The 15,340-nt window shown below is 67.0% G+C and carries 13 protein-coding genes and 1 tRNA gene; 7 read left to right on the forward strand and 7 right to left on the reverse strand.

Going from position 1 to position 15,340, the window contains the following annotated elements; all coding sequences use genetic code 11:
• Positions 1–10 precede the first annotated feature (10 nt).
• The 3 genes from MHZ35_RS06120 to abc-f all read right to left on the reverse strand — a co-directional run bounded on the left by MHZ35_RS06120 (position 11) and on the right by abc-f (position 4,228).
• Positions 11–1,513, reverse strand: coding sequence for a S10 family peptidase (locus MHZ35_RS06120; RefSeq protein ID WP_239434806.1), 1,503 nt, complete (start codon positions 1,511–1,513; stop codon positions 11–13).
• Between the two features lie 70 nt (positions 1,514–1,583).
• Entirely contained in the window at positions 1,584–2,324 is a 741-nt protein-coding gene (locus MHZ35_RS06125) for a 2-phosphosulfolactate phosphatase (RefSeq protein WP_239434807.1), read from the reverse strand.
• A 35-nt stretch (positions 2,325–2,359) separates the two neighbouring features.
• Complete coding sequence (abc-f, locus tag MHZ35_RS06130) at positions 2,360–4,228, reverse strand: ribosomal protection-like ABC-F family protein (RefSeq protein ID WP_239434808.1); 1,869 nt, start codon at positions 4,226–4,228, stop codon at positions 2,360–2,362.
• A 98-nt stretch (positions 4,229–4,326) separates the two neighbouring features.
• Between abc-f and MHZ35_RS06135 the strand changes: the two genes are divergently transcribed.
• The 3 genes from MHZ35_RS06135 to MHZ35_RS06145 are packed head-to-tail and all read left to right on the forward strand — an operon-like array spanning position 4,327 to position 6,956.
• Positions 4,327–5,286: a cation diffusion facilitator family transporter gene (locus MHZ35_RS06135; protein WP_239434809.1), complete on the forward strand. Its 960-nt coding sequence runs from the start codon at positions 4,327–4,329 to the stop codon at positions 5,284–5,286.
• A 3-nt stretch (positions 5,287–5,289) separates the two neighbouring features.
• Positions 5,290–6,462, forward strand: a complete 1,173-nt coding sequence (locus tag MHZ35_RS06140; RefSeq protein ID WP_239434810.1) for an NAD(P)/FAD-dependent oxidoreductase — start codon at positions 5,290–5,292, stop codon at positions 6,460–6,462.
• Positions 6,459–6,956: a DNA-deoxyinosine glycosylase gene (locus MHZ35_RS06145; RefSeq protein WP_239434811.1), complete on the forward strand. Its 498-nt coding sequence runs from the start codon at positions 6,459–6,461 to the stop codon at positions 6,954–6,956. Before MHZ35_RS06140 ends, MHZ35_RS06145 begins: the two co-directional genes overlap by 4 nt.
• A gap of 4 nt (positions 6,957–6,960) precedes the next feature.
• Here the strand turns inward: MHZ35_RS06145 and MHZ35_RS06150 are convergent, their stop codons facing one another.
• Positions 6,961–7,134, reverse strand: coding sequence for a hypothetical protein (locus MHZ35_RS06150; protein ID WP_239434812.1), 174 nt, complete (start codon positions 7,132–7,134; stop codon positions 6,961–6,963).
• A gap of 131 nt (positions 7,135–7,265) precedes the next feature.
• On the opposite strand from MHZ35_RS06150, the gene MHZ35_RS06155 reads away from it, so the two are divergent.
• The 3 genes from MHZ35_RS06155 to MHZ35_RS06165 all read left to right on the forward strand — a co-directional run bounded on the left by MHZ35_RS06155 (position 7,266) and on the right by MHZ35_RS06165 (position 12,645).
• Entirely contained in the window at positions 7,266–8,699 is a 1,434-nt protein-coding gene (locus MHZ35_RS06155; protein ID WP_239434813.1) for a L,D-transpeptidase family protein, read from the forward strand.
• A 254-nt stretch (positions 8,700–8,953) separates the two neighbouring features.
• Positions 8,954–11,458 carry a TonB-dependent receptor gene (locus tag MHZ35_RS06160; protein WP_239434814.1) on the forward strand — a complete coding sequence of 835 codons (2,505 nt, stop codon included), beginning with the start codon at positions 8,954–8,956 and terminating at the stop codon, positions 11,456–11,458.
• Entirely contained in the window at positions 11,452–12,645 is a 1,194-nt protein-coding gene (locus MHZ35_RS06165; protein ID WP_239434815.1) for a YdcF family protein, read from the forward strand. The genes MHZ35_RS06160 and MHZ35_RS06165 overlap by 7 nt, the downstream gene beginning before the upstream one ends.
• A 150-nt stretch (positions 12,646–12,795) precedes the next feature.
• On the opposite strand, the gene MHZ35_RS06170 is transcribed toward MHZ35_RS06165, so the two are convergent.
• Positions 12,796–12,870 (reverse strand) — tRNA-Val (locus MHZ35_RS06170).
• Between the two features lie 74 nt (positions 12,871–12,944).
• A complete protein-coding gene (gene cpdR / locus MHZ35_RS06175) occupies positions 12,945–13,322 on the reverse strand; it encodes a cell cycle two-component system response regulator CpdR (RefSeq protein ID WP_125960709.1) in 378 nt (125 codons plus the stop codon).
• A 96-nt stretch (positions 13,323–13,418) separates the two neighbouring features.
• Here cpdR and MHZ35_RS06180 point away from each other — a divergent pair, with 96 nt between their 5' ends.
• Positions 13,419–14,267, forward strand: coding sequence for an N-formylglutamate amidohydrolase (locus MHZ35_RS06180; RefSeq protein ID WP_342453503.1), 849 nt, complete (start codon positions 13,419–13,421; stop codon positions 14,265–14,267).
• A gap of 269 nt (positions 14,268–14,536) precedes the next feature.
• Here the strand turns inward: MHZ35_RS06180 and MHZ35_RS06185 are convergent, their stop codons facing one another.
• Positions 14,537–15,310 carry a SapC family protein gene (locus MHZ35_RS06185; protein ID WP_125960707.1) on the reverse strand — a complete coding sequence of 258 codons (774 nt, stop codon included), beginning with the start codon at positions 15,308–15,310 and terminating at the stop codon, positions 14,537–14,539.
• Positions 15,311–15,340: the final 30 nt, after the last annotated feature.

A 15,340-nucleotide genomic window follows, 5' to 3' on the forward strand; every position in this document is an offset into this window, starting at 1 on the left:
AGCTACGGGCTCAGCGATACAGCGCCTGGGCATCCTGCTTGAACGACGCGCCGCTGTCGCTGCGGCTGTAGAACATGTGCCCGCCCGGATAGACGCGCAGCTGCACGCGCTCCGCCTGGCCGAACGCCGGCATCTGATCGACGATCAGGCGCGAGGCGAAGAAGGGGCAGGAGAGATCGTCCCAGCCATGGACGATCATCACCCGCATCTTGGGATCGTTCGCGATCGCCTTGCGCAGGTCGCTCACCGGCGTGTCGTCCGGCTTGCCGCGATCCCAGGCCTGGTTCACCTCGTAGGAAAGCGCATGGTAGCGCGCATCCGTCTTCCAGCCCACCTCCCGGGTGACGAAGTCGACCATCGCGCTGGTGGTCGGCGCGATCAGCGCGTCCAAGATCGGGTCGTTCGATTGCTGCTGTGCCGACCAGGGGAAGGGATCGAACGCCGTCACGTTGGAATCATAGATGCTGCCGATCCGTCCTTCGTTGCGATGGATTTCGCGTAGGTAGGTGCGGCTGTCGATCCGGCCGCCCAGCTTCTGCACCATCGCAGGATCGAGTCCGGTCAGTTCCGCCACGCGCTGCGAGATGCGCGCGGTCGCTTCGGGATCGGATCGGCCGCGCAGCAGGTCGCGTGCGTAATCGCCGCGGACATAGGCCTCCACTTCCGCCATCGCGGCCGGCGTCAGGCGGCCCTGCCGTTCCAGGTTGGAGGCCGCCATCGACGGTAGATCGATCATCCACGGCAGCGGCGACAGGGCGGTCGCGCCGTCCCCCGAGGCGGGATCGAGATACGGGGACACCAGGATCATCCCGTTGACCCCGACGCCGACCTGCGACTGGAGTTCATAGGCGATCCGCGGCGCGCGATACCCGCCGTAACTCTCGCCCATCACATATTTGGGCGAGCGCAACCGGCCTTCCTTGACGAGCCAGTCGTAGACGACCTTCGACAGATACTTGATGTCGGGATCGTTGGCGTAGAACGCCTTCTTGGTCTCCGCCTCGTCGACCAGGCTGCGGCTGAAGCCGGTGCCGACGGGATCGATGAACACCAGGTCGGTGAAGTCGAGCCAGCTGTTGGGATTGTCGCTCGCGATCGGGGCGTCGGAGGGCGCATCGCCCTGCGCACCGAACTGGACGCGCTTGGGCCCGATGGCGCCCAGGTTGAGATAGACCGACGCGGCACCCGGCCCGCCGTTGAAGGCGAAGGTCACCGGACGCGCCGGATCGCGTCCCGGCACGGTGTAGGCCGTATAGGTGACCTGGCCGATCTCCTTCCCCTTCCCGTCGCGCACGGGGATCGTGCCCACGGTCGCCTTGTACGACAGCGTGCGCCCGCCGATCCGCGCCGACTGGCTGATCGTCTTGTCGCCCGGCAGCGGCGGCGGCTTGGTCTCGTCCTCCGCCTTCTTCTTCTCGACGGTGGTGGTGGTCTCCGCCGACTGCGCATGGGCAAGGCTGCTGGTGCAGGCGAGCAGCAGGGCGGCGGCGGATAGGCGCAGAATCGATCGCAAGTGTTGGGCTCCCCTTCGCAAGGGAGAGAATGTTGCAGCGCGGGGACTGCGAGGCAATGATGAAGCCGCTTCAGAGGGCCTGGTACGCACCTTCTCGCATCATCGGAACGACGGCAGAATCCACCTCAAGCGCGACCTCGATATCGGCGGCGTATCCCCAACCGGAAAGTTCGCGGCCCGAGCGGCTGTCGCGGAGGATCTGGGCCAGGCGAGGCTTCGCTGCCCGGTACGCTTCTGCTGCCAGGTCGGCCTCTGCATTGGGTGTCCCGCCAAGAGCATCGATGATGGCGCCTGCTCCGAGCCAATCCTCGATGGCTGGTCGCAGCATTTGATCCGGCCACCGCTCCCCTGCAGCAATCACGACGATCGTTCCATCACCGGCGAGGCGGCTTGCCGCCGCACCGACCGCTCGGGCGTTGCGCAAGCAGCCGCAGATCGTCGGAGCGTCACCAGTGGCCAGCGACAGCCGGGAGCCATTCGGCGACGGCAGCAGGAGGCGGGTCCCCCACGCGATATGCTTGAGGCTGGCCGGCGAAAGACTGAGCTGCCCTCCTCCTGCACTGCGCGGTGACGCTGCAACCGCTTCATGCCGAGCAGCTTCGGCTGCTGCCGCGGCGGCATCGCCGTACGGAAAGGGGAACACGGTCGCACCGTTTCCGACGGCTACGCTCACCGCCGTCGAGAACGACAACACGTCAACGATGACGAAGACGTCCGCACAGGCCTTCCAAGCCTCAATTCCGGACAGGCCCCATTCACAGGCAATTTTCGGCATCATCGGACTGATGCCAGAGGGAAGCAGGGCTGCCAACCAGCAGGCCCGCATCGCGTCGACTAGTGTGGCCGCTACGCCGCTGCGCCCTCCAACGCCTCGCTGATCTCCATCCAGCGCGTCTCCGCGGCTTCGATCCGCTCGGACAGATCCGCTCGCCGCTTCATCAACTCGGTCATGGTGAGCTTCGCGAGCGCCGGTGCCGCCTCCGCAGGGGCGAACATCGCCTGGTCGATCGCCGTGCGCTCGGCGGTGAGCTTCACCACCTCCCGCTCGGCAGCCTGCGCCTCCTTGCGCAGCCCTTGGGCACGCTCGCGTGCTTCGGCCGCGGCTCGGCGGTCCTCCTTCTTGTTGGCTTTTTTCTCGGCCTTGTCCGCCTTGCTGCCGCCGCCCAGCACCAGCGCGATATAGTCGTCCAGGCTGCCGTCGAAGTCGCTGGCGGTGCCGCCGTCGACCAGCACCAGCCGGTCGGCCGTAGTCTCCAGCATGTGGCGGTCGTGGCTGACCACCACCACCGCGCCGGTGTAGGCGTTGAGCGCTTGGATCAGCGCCTCGCGCGCGTCGACGTCAAGGTGGTTAGTCGGCTCGTCGAGAATCAGCATGTGCGGCGCGTCGCGGGTGATGAGCGCCAGCGCGAGCCGCGCGCGTTCGCCGCCGGAAAGCTTGCCGACCAGCGTCGTCGCCTTGTCGCCCGAAAAGCCGAATCGCCCGAGCTGCGCGCGCACCGCGCCCGGCGTCTTGCCCTTCATCAGCCGGGTCATGTGCTCGAGCGGCGTGTCGCGCGCGTCGAGCTCCTCGACCTGGTACTGGGTGAAATAGCCGACCCGCATTTTGGACGAGGATGCCATCTCGCCTTCCATCGGCGTCAGCTGCGCGGCGAGCAGTCGGGCGAGCGTGGTCTTGCCGTTGCCGTTGCGACCAAGCAGACCGATGCGATCGTCGGGGTCGAGCCGCAAGTTGAGCCGCTTGAGGATCGGTTTTTCACCATAGCCGACGCTCGCCATGTCGAGCGTCACCAGCGGGGGGCGCAGTTCGTCGGGGTCGGGGAAATCGAACGACAGCGACGGATCCTCTGCCATCGCGGCGATCGGCGCCATCTTGGCAAGCGCCTTGATGCGTGACTGCGCCTGCTTGGCGGTCGAAGCGCGCGCAGAGTTGCGGGCGATGTAATCCTGCAGCTTTGCGCGCTGCGCGACTTGGTTGGCCCGCGCCGCCTCCAGCTGCGCCATCCGCTCGGCGCGTTGCCGCTCGAACGCGTCATAGCCGCCCGGGTAGAGCGTCACCTTGCCGCCTTGCAGGTGAAGGATGTGATCGACGACGTTGTTGAGGAAGTCGCGCTCGTGGCTGACGATCACGATCGTCGCGCGATAGCTTTTGAGGAAGTCCTCCAGCCACAGCACCGCTTCCAGGTCGAGGTGGTTCGAAGGCTCGTCGAGCAGCAGCACGTCGGGCTGGCTGAACAACAAGGCGGCGAGCGCGACGCGCATGCGCCAGCCACCGGAAAAGCCGTCGAGCGGTGACTGCTGCATGCTCTCGTCAAATCCGAGGCCCACCAGAATGCGCGCGGCGCGTGCCGGCGCGGTATGGGCGTCGATTGCGAGCAACCGCTCGTGCACCTCGGCCAGGCGGTCGGGGTCGTGTGACGTCTCGGCCTCTTCCATCAGCGCTGCCCGCTCCGTGTCGGCGGCGAGTACCGTTTCGAACGGCGTGGCGCTGCCAGCGGGCGCTTCCTGCGCGACATAGCCCAGGCGGCTGCCGCGCGGCATCTCCGCGGCGCCCCCATCGGGCTCCAGCTCGCCCGCGATCACGCGCACCAGGGTCGACTTGCCGGCACCGTTGCGGCCGATCAGGCCGACGCGGCTGCCCGGCGGCAGCGCCGCATTGACGCCATCGAGAAGGAGCCGCCCGCCCAGGCGCACCGTGATTCCATTGAGGTTCAGCATCGCCGCCGCCTAGCAGCCCGCGCGCCGCCGCGCGAGGGCTGGCGGAACCACTGGTGCTGCCCAGGCACTTCAGCATCCGCACAGGCAGGGAATGGTTCATGGCGAAGGACGGCGCGGGCGCGCACATCAAGAACAACCTCGTTCTCTATGGCGCGCTCGCGGCGAATCTCGGGATCGGTGTCGCGAAGTTCATCGCCGCCGGTATCACCGGCTCGTCCTCGATGCTGACGGAGGGCGTGCATTCGGTAGTGGACAGCGGCAATCAGGTGCTGCTGCTCTACGGGCAGAGGCGCGCGCGCCGGCCGGCCGATCCCAAGCACCCGTTCGGCTATGGCCGCGAGCTCTACTTCTGGGCATTCGTGGTCGCCCTGCTGATCTTCGCAGTCGGCGCCGGCGTATCGATCTACGAAGGCTACCTCCACATCCTGGACCCGGAGCCACTCAGCGATCCCCTCGTCAACTACGTCGTGCTGGGCGTCGCCGTCCTGCTGGAGGGATCGTCCTGGATGATCGCGGTACGCGAGTTCAACGCCAAGCGCGGGGATACCGGCTGGTGGTGCGCGATCCACGAGTCCAAGGATCCGGCTGGCTTCATCGTTCTGTTCGAGGATTCGGCGGCGCTGATCGGCCTTGCCGTCGCGGGCGCTGGCGTGTGGGCCAGCCATTATTTTGGGGATCCCCGCATCGATGGCGTCGCATCGATCCTCATCGGCCTGATCCTGGCGACCGTCTCCGCACTGCTGGCGCGGGAGGCCAAGGGGCTGCTGATCGGCGAGCGCGCGGACCCGGTGCTGATCGAGCGGGTGCGGTCCGTGGTGGGCGCGAAGCCCGGCATCTCGGCGGTGAACCACGTGCGCACCATCCACACCGCACCCGATGCGGTCTTCGTTGCGATCAGCGCCGATTTCGACGATGCGCTGACCATGGGCGCAGGCGAAACACTGATCGAGGAACTGGAGGCCGAACTGAAGGCCGCGATCCCCACCCTCACCTCCATCTACATCCGTCCAGAGAAGCACGAGGAGGCCATCCTCAGCTTCGCGCCTGCCGCCGGCTGATCGATGGAGAGCTTCGATGCGATCGTGCTCGGCGCGGGTGGCGCCGGGCTGATGGCCGCGGCCGTCGCCGGGCAGCGCGGCAGGCGCGTGGTCGTCGTGGACCATGCGCCGGAGCCGGGCCGCAAGATCCTGATTTCGGGCGGAGGCCGCTGCAACTTCACCAACCTGGGCACGGCGCCAGACCGGTACTTGTCCGCCAACCCGCATTTCGCCAAGTCGGCGCTCGGCCGCTACACCGCCGGCGACTTCCTGGAGATGGTCGAGCGGCACGGAATCGACTGGCACGAAAAGACGCTCGGCCAATTGTTCTGCGACGGCTCCGCGCGGCAGATCGTGGCCATGCTGCTGGACGAGTGCGCAGCGGGCGCCGTGGCGATCCGCCTGGGCGCCCCGATCCGGGACGTCTCGCATGCGGACGGACGGTTCACCGTGGTGCACGGTAACGCCAAGCTCACGGCGCCGGCGCTGGTGATCGCCACCGGCGGTCCGTCCATCCCAAAGCTGGGCGCAACCGGCTTTGCCTATGATCTCGCCCGCAAGTTCGGGTTGAAGGTCGTCGAGCCGCGCCCGGCGCTCGTGCCGCTGACGCTGCCGCCGGAGGAAGCGCTGTTCCGCTCCCTGTCCGGCGTGGCCACCGAAGTGGTCGCGCGCTGCGGCAAGGCGGCGTTTCGCGAGGCGGCGCTGTTCACCCACCGCGGCCTGTCGGGTCCGGCGATCCTCCAGGTGTCCTCCTATTGGCGTCACCGCGATGCGATCGGCATCGATTTCCTGCCCGATCAGGATGCTGGGTGGCTGCTGGAGGCGAAGCGCACCCGCCCCCGTGCGGGTCTGCGCGCGGTGCTTTCGACGGCGCTTCCCGACCGACTTGCCGAGGTTCTCGCCGAACGCCTGGCGGTAGTGGGAGAACTCGGCAACCAGCGCGACGCCACGCTTCGCGACGCCGAGCAGCGGCTTGGCGACTGGCGCTTCGTCCCGAACGGCAGCGAAGGCTTTGCCAAGGCGGAGGTGACGGTAGGCGGCATCGCGACCGAGGGGCTCTCCTCGCGCACCATGGCGGCGCGGCACCTGCCGGGGCTGTACGTCGTCGGCGAGGCGATGGACGTGACCGGCTGGCTCGGCGGCTACAACTTCCAATGGGCCTGGGCGAGCGGCTGGGCGGCGGGCCAGGCGCTGTGAGCGACCCGCTCAAGCGCAGCTTTCCGCCTGTGGTCGACGCGGGCACGCGCGTGCTGGTGCTCGGGAGCCTGCCCGGCGAGCGCTCACTCGCCGAGCAGCGTTATTACGCGCACCCGCAGAACCAGTTCTGGCGGCTGATGTCGCCGGTCGCCGGGCAAGACCTGGTGCCACTCGCCTACGCGGAGCGGCTCGCCACCTTGCAGGCCGCCGGGATCGGCTTGTGGGACGTCGTCGCCCAGGCGCGGCGGACCGGCAGCAGCGACGCGGCCATCCGTGACCTCGCCGCCAATGACCTCGCCTCGCTGGTCACAACGCTGTCGCAGTTGCGCGCGATCGGCTTCAACGGCGGCACGGCGCTACGTCACGGGCGGGCACAGCTGGGCGAGGCGGCGGCGCATTATGCGATCGTCGCCCTGCCCTCCAGCAGCCCGCTGCACACGGTCGGGGTCGCGGCCAAGCAGAAGGCCTGGCTGGCGCTCGCCGACTATCTCTGACCGGTCAGCGGCCGCTCGGCTGCGGCTTGCCCACGTCGCCGGCGGGATCGAAGTCCTTGGCCGGGGACACCTCGTCCGCAGGCTTATCGAGCGTGTCGCTCGGAAGGGCTGCGTCCCCCGTCTTCTGATGCTCGGTAGACAGATTGTGATCGGGCGTACCCTTGTCGCGGTCGACCATGACGCGTCTCCTCTTCTTCCCCCTCAACCGACGAACCGCCCCGCGGTTGCGGCAACGGCTCGGACGGCTCCTTGCGGGAGCGAAACGGCAGTCCGGACGTTATCTGCCTGCAAAATAACGAGGAGAAGCGGGTGCGCGTCGGTCTTATCGGTTCATCGTTGCTGGCGATGTCGCTCACGCTGTCGGCGTGCAACGTCAACACTTCCCCGTCCAATCAGACCGAAGCCGGCGAGAGCGCCCAGCCCGCGCAATGGTCGAAGTCGACAGCCGATCAGCTGCGCGACGCTCTCAACAAGCGCGCCGCCCATGGCCTCGACAAGATGAACTTTGAGGTTCCGGCCGGCGAGGACGAAGCGGCTTTGACCAAGGCGGCGCTCGCCTATGCCGGCGCGCTGGCTCGTGGCGCAACCGATCCGACCAAGCTCTATGAGGTCTACACCGTTCCCCGGCCGAACCCCGATCTGAAGCAGGGGCTCGCCCAGGCGCTTCAGCAGGGCAAGGTCGGCGAGTGGCTGGAAAGCCTGGCCCCGCAGGACGCGAACTACCGCAAGCTGTCGCAAGCCTATCTGGCGCTGCGCAAGCAGGGCGAGGCGGCGACGCCGGCGATCCCCGACAAGGGCGAGCCGCTGAAGCCGGGCGCAACCGACGCGCGCATCCCGATGATCGCCAGTCAGCTGGTCGCTTCCGACTATCTCGATCGGGCGGCGGCCGGCGGCAATCGCTACACGCCGGCCATGGCGGCAGCCGTCAAGCAGATGCAGGCCGACTACGGCATCAAGCCGGACGGCGTGATCGGCAGCGATGCGCTCGCCATTCTCAACCTTTCCGACGCGGATCGTGCGCGCGCGATCGCGGTGAACATGGAGCGGCTGCGCTGGATCGAGCGCACCCCGCCCGGTACCCGCATCGACGTCAATGTGGCGGCGGCACGGCTGAGCTACTGGCGCGACGGCAAGCTCGTGAACAGCCGCAAGGTCGTGGTCGGCGAGCCCGACAACGAGACGCCGCAGCTGGGGTCGCCGATCTTCCGCCTGGTCGCCAACCCGACCTGGACCGTGCCCCGCTCGGTCCAGGAAAAGGAGATCGCCGGCAAGGGATCGGACTATCTGCGCCGCAACAACATGGCTTGGGAAGACGGCTGGATCGTTCAGCAACCAGGCCCGAAGAACTCGCTCGGCCTCGTCAAGTTCGACATGCAGAACGATCACGCCATCTATCTGCACGACACACCGGCCAAGCCGCTGTTCCAGCAGGTGCAGCGCCAGCGCAGCCACGGCTGCGTTCGCGTCGAGGATGCGCTGGGCTTTGCCGAGATGCTCGCCAAGGACGAGGGCGTGATCGACGAGTGGAACAAGGCGCGCGCGACCGGCAAGGAGACCTTCGTCAAGCTGCCGCGCGAGATCCCGGTGCGGATGCTCTACCAGACCGTGCTGTTCGACGAAGCCGGCGAACCGGTGATCCGCAACGACCCGTATGGCTGGAACGACCGCGTCGCCCAGGCACTCGGCCTCGGCACCACCACCAACTATCGCCTGAAGCCCGACGGCGCGGACGTCGGCCCCTGATGCACCGTGAGGGCGGAGCTGACGGCATCAGCTCCGCCCTCGCCGATCCCCTGCTTAAGCCAGCGCTCTTCCCATGCGCGCACATAATACCAAAGACGCGCCTGCTCATTCTTCATTGATGACCAGAAGATTCGATCAGCAGGCAGATAGGCCAGCAACCGGTTCGACTCCGTAACAGATCTGTCATGGCTTTGCCGTAGCCGCTCGGCCCCAGTCGCCTGCCCTTTCCGGGTATTGTTCAGAACTGGGATATCATGCCGAACATCAAGCAGCTCGCCTACGCCGCTCTTCCCGCGCTGTGCTTCGTCGCCGCACCTTCCTGGGCGCAAGAAACGACTTCAGCGACCGCATCGGCCGAAGCGTCGGACCCGCAGGCAGCCGGCGACGTGTCGCCTGAAGAGATCATCGTCACCGGATCGACCCGCGCGCAGCGGCGGTTCGACGTGTCCTATGCGATCAACACCATCTCCCAGGCAGACGTCGAGAAGATCGCGCCGGTCAACTTCGCCGACCTGATCGGCCAGCTGCCCGGCTTCCAGACGGAGATCACCGGCGGTGAGGTGCAGAACATCTACCGTATCCGCGGCCTGCCGAACGACGGCGGCTTCGTCAGCTTCCAGCAGGACGGCCTGCCCCTGTTCCACGAGAACGACGGCGTGTTCTTTCGCGGCGACGCGATCCTCAAGCAGGACCTGATGACGGACCATGCCGAAGTCGTCCGCGGTGGTCCGGCGCCGGTCTACGCCAGCTATTCGGGCGCGATCATCAACGCCATCACGGTCACCGGCGAGGAGACGCCGCGCGGCAAGGCGCAGCTGACGCTGGGTGACACGGGCCTCTACCGCCTGGATGCCTATCAGTCCGGTCCGATTGCCCAAGACACCTACTACGCCGTCGGCGGCTTCCTGCGGTACCACGACGGTTACCGCGACAACGGCTTCCCGAACGACAAGGGCGGCCAGATCCGCGCGAACCTCAAGCACGACCTCAACAATGGCTCGATCAAGCTGAACCTCAACTACGTCAACGACCACAACGTCTTCTATCTGCCGATCCCGATCGCCGACCCGCGCGACCCGAGCGTCTCGCTCGATCCGTACATCGACTATTTCACCGGCACGATGAACTCGCCGGCGCTGCGCAACGTGAACCTGAAGTATCGCGACGGCGCAGGCGTGATCCAGAGCCGCACCAGCGATCTCTCCGACGGTCGCCACATGCAGATGGTGAACTTCGGCGCACAATATGACGCCGATTTTGACGGCTGGCTCGTTTCGGCCAAGGTCGGATACACGCAGGGCAAGCTCGACTTCACCGCCTTCTACTCGACCACCAATCCGGCCGACGCCGACAGCTTCGCCAACGGCTATCTGGCGCGCGCGACCGCTGCCTTCGGCGCGGTGAACCGCTTCGGCTATGTGCTGGCGGGGACCAACACCGTCTATGACCCCGATGCGGCATCGGGCCTGGTGATGCAGGGCCAGTATCGCGACATTCACTCGAAGTTCTATTCGGGCCAGGGCAATTTCACCGTCGCCAAGAAGTTCGAGACCGGCATCGGCAGCCACGACATCAAGCTCGGCCTCTACGCCAGCCTCTATGGCGAGGACAGCCGGACGCTCTACCAGAACTACCTGATCGAGGTCGCGGGTCAGCCGCGCACGCTGGACCTCGTCGCCTATTCGGCCTCGGGTGCAGAACTCGGCCGGGTGACGGACAACGGCGTGCTCAATTACGCCGCCACGCTGAACCAGGGCGACTCCGACGCGAAGATGTTCGCCATCTACGCCAACGACACCTGGGAGATCGTACCGGGCCTACGCATCGACGCAGGCATCCGCCACGAGCGCTACAGCTACGAAGGCTGGGCGGCACTGACCGAGCAGGCCGACCTGGGCGATCGTACCACGCTGGCGGACGATGCCACCCGCGCCTTCACCGGAGCGATCATCAACCAGAAGGGGAAGCCGAACGTCACCAACTGGACGGTCGGCGCCAACTACGACTTCAGCGACCATGTCGGCGTCTATGGCCGCGCCTCGCACCTCGAGACGCCGCCGAGCGTCCAGACGGTGATGAGCATCAACCCGACGATCATCACCACGGTCGCCGACCAGTTCGAGGCCGGGCTGAAGCTCGCCGCCGGGCGCTCCTACCTCTATCTCACCGGCTTCTACACCAACTTCGACCCGCTCAACGCGTCATTCCTGGCGTACGACCCGACCACGGGCCGCAACGACGTGAACGTCCCCTTCATCGGCGAGGCGCAGGTCAAGGGCGTGGAATTCGATGGCGCCTGGTCGGTGACTCCCTGGTTCACCCTGAACGGCGCGCTCACCATCAGCGACCCGAAGTACAAGAACTTCGAAAGCGCGACCGGCGCCGATCCCGAGCAGGCGGAAGGCAATCAGATCGTCCGCCAGCCCAAGATCTACGGCAACATCCGGCCGAGCTTCGACTTCACCTCGGGCGAGACGGACATCTCCGTCTATGGCCGCTACACCTATATGGGGAAGCGCTACGTCGACCTCTACAACAACACCGCGCTGCCCTCCTACGGCACGATCGGTGCGGGCGTGACGCTGCGCCGGGCGAGCTGGCAGGTGCAGGTGGTCGGCGACAATCTGTTCAACGCGCATGGGCTGACCGAAGGCAATACCCGCACCGACTCGCTGAGCGGCCAGGGCAGCAGCGAGGCCATCTACGGCCGCCCGATCTTCGGCCGGAACTTCCGTCTGGTCGTCTCCAAGTCGTGGTGAGGCATCGAGCGCTTCGCATCACCTTCGCCGCCGCGATGCTCGCGGCGGCGGTTCAGCCTGCTGTGGCAGCCGAGGTCCGCGACCGCGCGACCGAGGTTCTGGCGCAGCGGCTGTTCCCGATGCTCGATGCGATGGGTCGGTCGCCGGAGACGATCGCCCGGCTCCGCGCCGATCGCAGCCTCGCCACCACGCTTGCGACGCGTGCAAAGCGCACCGCCGCCTGCGCGGAAGCGGCCCCGTGCGTTGCGGAAGCCGCGCTGTGGGACGAGCAGGAACTGGCAGCGCTTGCGCATGCGGTGGAGCGGAATGCCGCCCCGCTGCTGCGTGATCGGCGGCTGATACCCGACGACGGCCTGGCCTCCGGCCTTGCCCGGGAGATCCGTGGGCTGAACGCGATCGTCCGCGTCTATGCTTTGGGAATGCCCGCGCGCTACCCTTCCATCGACGGGCCATCGGCGGCGTTCGGCAGCACGGAGGCGCAGACGCGCCTGGCGGCTGCGGTCCGCCTGCGCAACACGCCGCGTGCCGGCTCCCTGCAGGCGCTCGATCCCAGCGTGGAACTGGGCTTGGCCCTGCTCGACGTGAACGACCGCACCGATGCAAGCGGATTCGAGCCGATCGACGGCGGTGACAACGCCGCGGCGATGGCGCGAGCCCGGGGCCTCGACTGGTCCCGCTACCGCTATACGGCCATCGTGCTGACGGGGATCGGCCCCGAGGTTCCCGACATGCCGCTCAGTCCAGGCGGCAAATACCACGTCCGGCTCGCCGCGAACCGCTTTGCGGAGGGAGACGCCCCCTTCATCATCGTGAGCGGTGGCCGTGCACACCCGCACGGCACGCCCCATAACGAGGCCGTCGAGATGCGCCGCGCGCTGATCGGGCGCTATGGCGTGCCTGCCGAGGCGATCGTCATCGAGCCCTATGCTCGGCACACCACCACCAACCTGCGCAACGCCACGCGACGGCTGATGGCATTGGGAGCGCCGCTCGATCGCGAGGCGCTGATCGTCTGCAACCCGGACCAGAGCCGGATGATCGAGAGCCCCGCCTTTGGAGGGAGGAACCGTCGAGAACTCGGCTACGAACCCGGCGTGATCGGCCGCCGGCTCTCGCCTACCGAGCTCACCTTCCGCCCCGACCTTCGATCGGCGCGGATCGATCCACTCGACCCGCTCGATCCCTGATCGTCGGGCTGAAGCGGGTCTGTCGGGAACGACGGACCCGTCGGGCGGCGTCAAGTCGTCGAGATGCCGGACGAAAGATGTGCCGAGTTTCTGGCACAGGGCACCAACATGAAAAAACCCGCCAACGCAGTGCGCTGGCGGGTTTTTCCGTGGTGGGCGTGGCAAGGATTGAACTTGCGACCCCTGCGATGTCAACACAGTGCTCTACCACTGAGCTACACGCCCGCCGGGAGTGCGGCCTCTAGCGGGGAGCGCTGGGGAGCGCAAGCACCGAAAGTGACCGAACCTAAAAAATCTGCTCAGCTGTGCGAGGGGACGCTGTCCTCCGCAAACAGCTGGTCCACTTCGCGCACCAGGTCGCGCAGGTGGAAGGGCTTCGACAGCACCCGAGCCTGGGGCACGGCCTTGCCCGCCTTCAGCGTCACTGCCGCAAAACCGGTGATGAACATCACCCGCATCTCGGGTGCGATCTCCTGCGCCTTTTGTGCGAGTTCGATGCCGTCCATCTCGGGCATTACGATGTCCGTGAGGAGCAGATCGAACGTCTCGCTCTCCAGCAACGGCAAGGCGGCCGTCCCGCGATCGACCGCCGCCACGCGATAGCCGGAACGTTCGAGCGCGCGCGTCAGATACTCGCGCATCACCTGATCGTCCTCGGCCAACAGAATCCTGTACATGCATCCCTCTCGTACGAGCGCCCGCGTCTATGGGCGAACCCCTGGCGCTTTTCCAGCGCGTTGCTCCGGATCGCCGCGGGGCCTAGCATCCAGAGCGTGCCCGCGCCGCCTCTCCCCTTCGACCTGCACGGTCCCGCCGATCCGGTAACGCCGCTGGTGCTTTCGGTGCCGCATGCCGGCCGCGCCTATCCCGAGGAGATGCAGGACCTGCTGCGGGTGCCGGTTGCGGCGCTGCTACCGCTGGAGGACCGGCTGGTCGACCAAGTGGCGCTTGCGGCGCGGGGCCCCCACACGCTGTTCGTCGCCAAGCTTCCCCGCGCCTGGATCGACCTGAACCGCAGCGAGCAGGAGCGCGATCCGCAGGTCGACGCGGGCGCCGATCCGATGGCGCAGCCCCGGGCCTCGGCGCGGCTGCGCAGCGGGCTGGGGCTCATACCCCGGCGCGCCAGCAGCGCGGGCGACATCTGGAAGCGCCGGTTGCACGCGGACGAGGTCACCGCCCGCATCATGGGCCACCATCGTCCCTACCACGCCGCGGTAGCTGCCGCGCTCGCGTCGGCGCACGCGCGGTTCGGCGTCGCCATCCTGCTCGACATCCACTCCATGCCATCGCTGCCGGGCGTCACGCCTGCGCAGGTCGTGCTGGGTGACCGACACGGGCGCTCGGCAGCGCGGCGCCTGGTCGATACGCTCGAAGCCGCCGCGCAGGATGCCGGCCTTCGGATCGCCCGTAACCAGCCCTACGCCGGTGGGCACGTGGTGACGACCCATGGGGCGCCCGCACGCAACGTGCACGCGGTCCAGATCGAGTTCGATCGCGGCCTCTATCTGGATCCCACGCTGACGGAGGTTGGTCCCGGCTTTCCCCGCCTCGCTGCCGCCCTCGCCCACATGATCGCAGCCGTCGCGGCGGACGTGCTTCCGCAGGCGCTTGCCGCCGAATAGCGCAAAAAAAACCACCCCGTGCACGAAGCACGAGGTGGCCTAGGTTCAGGGAGGAGACACGCTGAAAGCGTGTCACACGATCCCGCGAAAGGGGGGAACACGAGACCGCGTACCAGAGAATATAGATATCAAGCGCAAAGGTTCAAGCGTTTGCCGACACTTGCGATGCATTGCCTGACGCGCACGACGAAACGCCGCCCGTCGGGAAGACGGACGGCGCTTGCGATTCGGGCTGCGTTCCGCCGGCCTTGCCCCGGCGGGACGTCCGATCAGGCGGTCGGCTGGGGCGCGATCATGCCCGCGCGCACCTGACGCGCGAACAGGTCCCGCATCAGCGACAGCGAGAAGATGTGCGCATAGAGCAGCGGCAGCATGCCGTTCTGCTGGATCTTGCGCAGCTGGTCGCCACGAAGCTCGTTGAGCTTCTTTTCGTCGACCATCTGGAAACCACGGTAGATGAACGGCTGCTCGGCGCCGTCCGGCTGGATCGAGACTTCACCGTCGATCAGAAGGCCCAGGTCCTTGACCTCCTTCATGAACATGGCGGTGCGCTGGCCGGCCTGCTCGAACTGCTCGTTGAACTGCAGGATCTGCTTGGTGGTCTCGCTCGGCTCGGTGCCGTCGAACAGCGCCTCGCCGTCCTCGAACGCGCCGATCGTGTCCGCGGTCGGATCGAAGCACAGCGACAGATCCTCGCTGTCCGGACGCAGGCGGGCGAGCATGTACGGATAGCGGCGGACATAGGCCGGGACGTACACTTCCGGGTCGATCAGCCGGCCGTCGGCGTCGATGAAGGTGTTGACGCCCTCGTTCAGGCCCATCAGCGCGAGCGGCACGGGATCCTCGCCAACCGAGAAGACGATCGGCATGCGACGCTGCACCAGCGGGAATTCTTCGACGGTGACCGGCACGGCATGCTCGTTGACCAGGAACGGCGCACGATCCGCAACGCGAACCTTGTAGTTGGCGTGCTGCTGGCTCGAAAGCGGTTCGAGCTGGTTGTAAAACAGAGGAAGCCCGTTGTTCTTCGGCGCCGTGGCCATTCTTGATCTCCTGGAACCCAGCTTGCGCGT

The sequence above is a fragment of the Sphingomonas sp. ACRSK genome (genome assembly GCF_022346685.1).
GTDB classification, from domain to species: Bacteria; Pseudomonadota; Alphaproteobacteria; order Sphingomonadales; family Sphingomonadaceae; genus Sphingomonas; species Sphingomonas molluscorum.

Excerpts from the sequence above, each read along its gene's own strand:
- abc-f (WP_239434808.1), bottom strand. The coding sequence starts at position 4,228 with ATGCTGAACCTCAATGGAATCACGGTGCGCCTGGGCGGGCGGCTCCTT.
- MHZ35_RS06135 (WP_239434809.1), top strand. The coding sequence starts at position 4,327 with ATGGCGAAGGACGGCGCGGGCGCGCACATCAAGAACAACCTCGTTCTC.
- MHZ35_RS06140 (WP_239434810.1), top strand. The coding sequence starts at position 5,290 with ATGGAGAGCTTCGATGCGATCGTGCTCGGCGCGGGTGGCGCCGGGCTG.
- MHZ35_RS06150 (WP_239434812.1), bottom strand. The coding sequence starts at position 7,134 with ATGGTCGACCGCGACAAGGGTACGCCCGATCACAATCTGTCTACCGAG.
- MHZ35_RS06160 (WP_239434814.1), top strand. The coding sequence starts at position 8,954 with ATGCCGAACATCAAGCAGCTCGCCTACGCCGCTCTTCCCGCGCTGTGC.
- cpdR (WP_125960709.1), bottom strand. The coding sequence starts at position 13,322 with ATGTACAGGATTCTGTTGGCCGAGGACGATCAGGTGATGCGCGAGTAT.
- MHZ35_RS06185 (WP_125960707.1), bottom strand. The coding sequence starts at position 15,310 with ATGGCCACGGCGCCGAAGAACAACGGGCTTCCTCTGTTTTACAACCAG.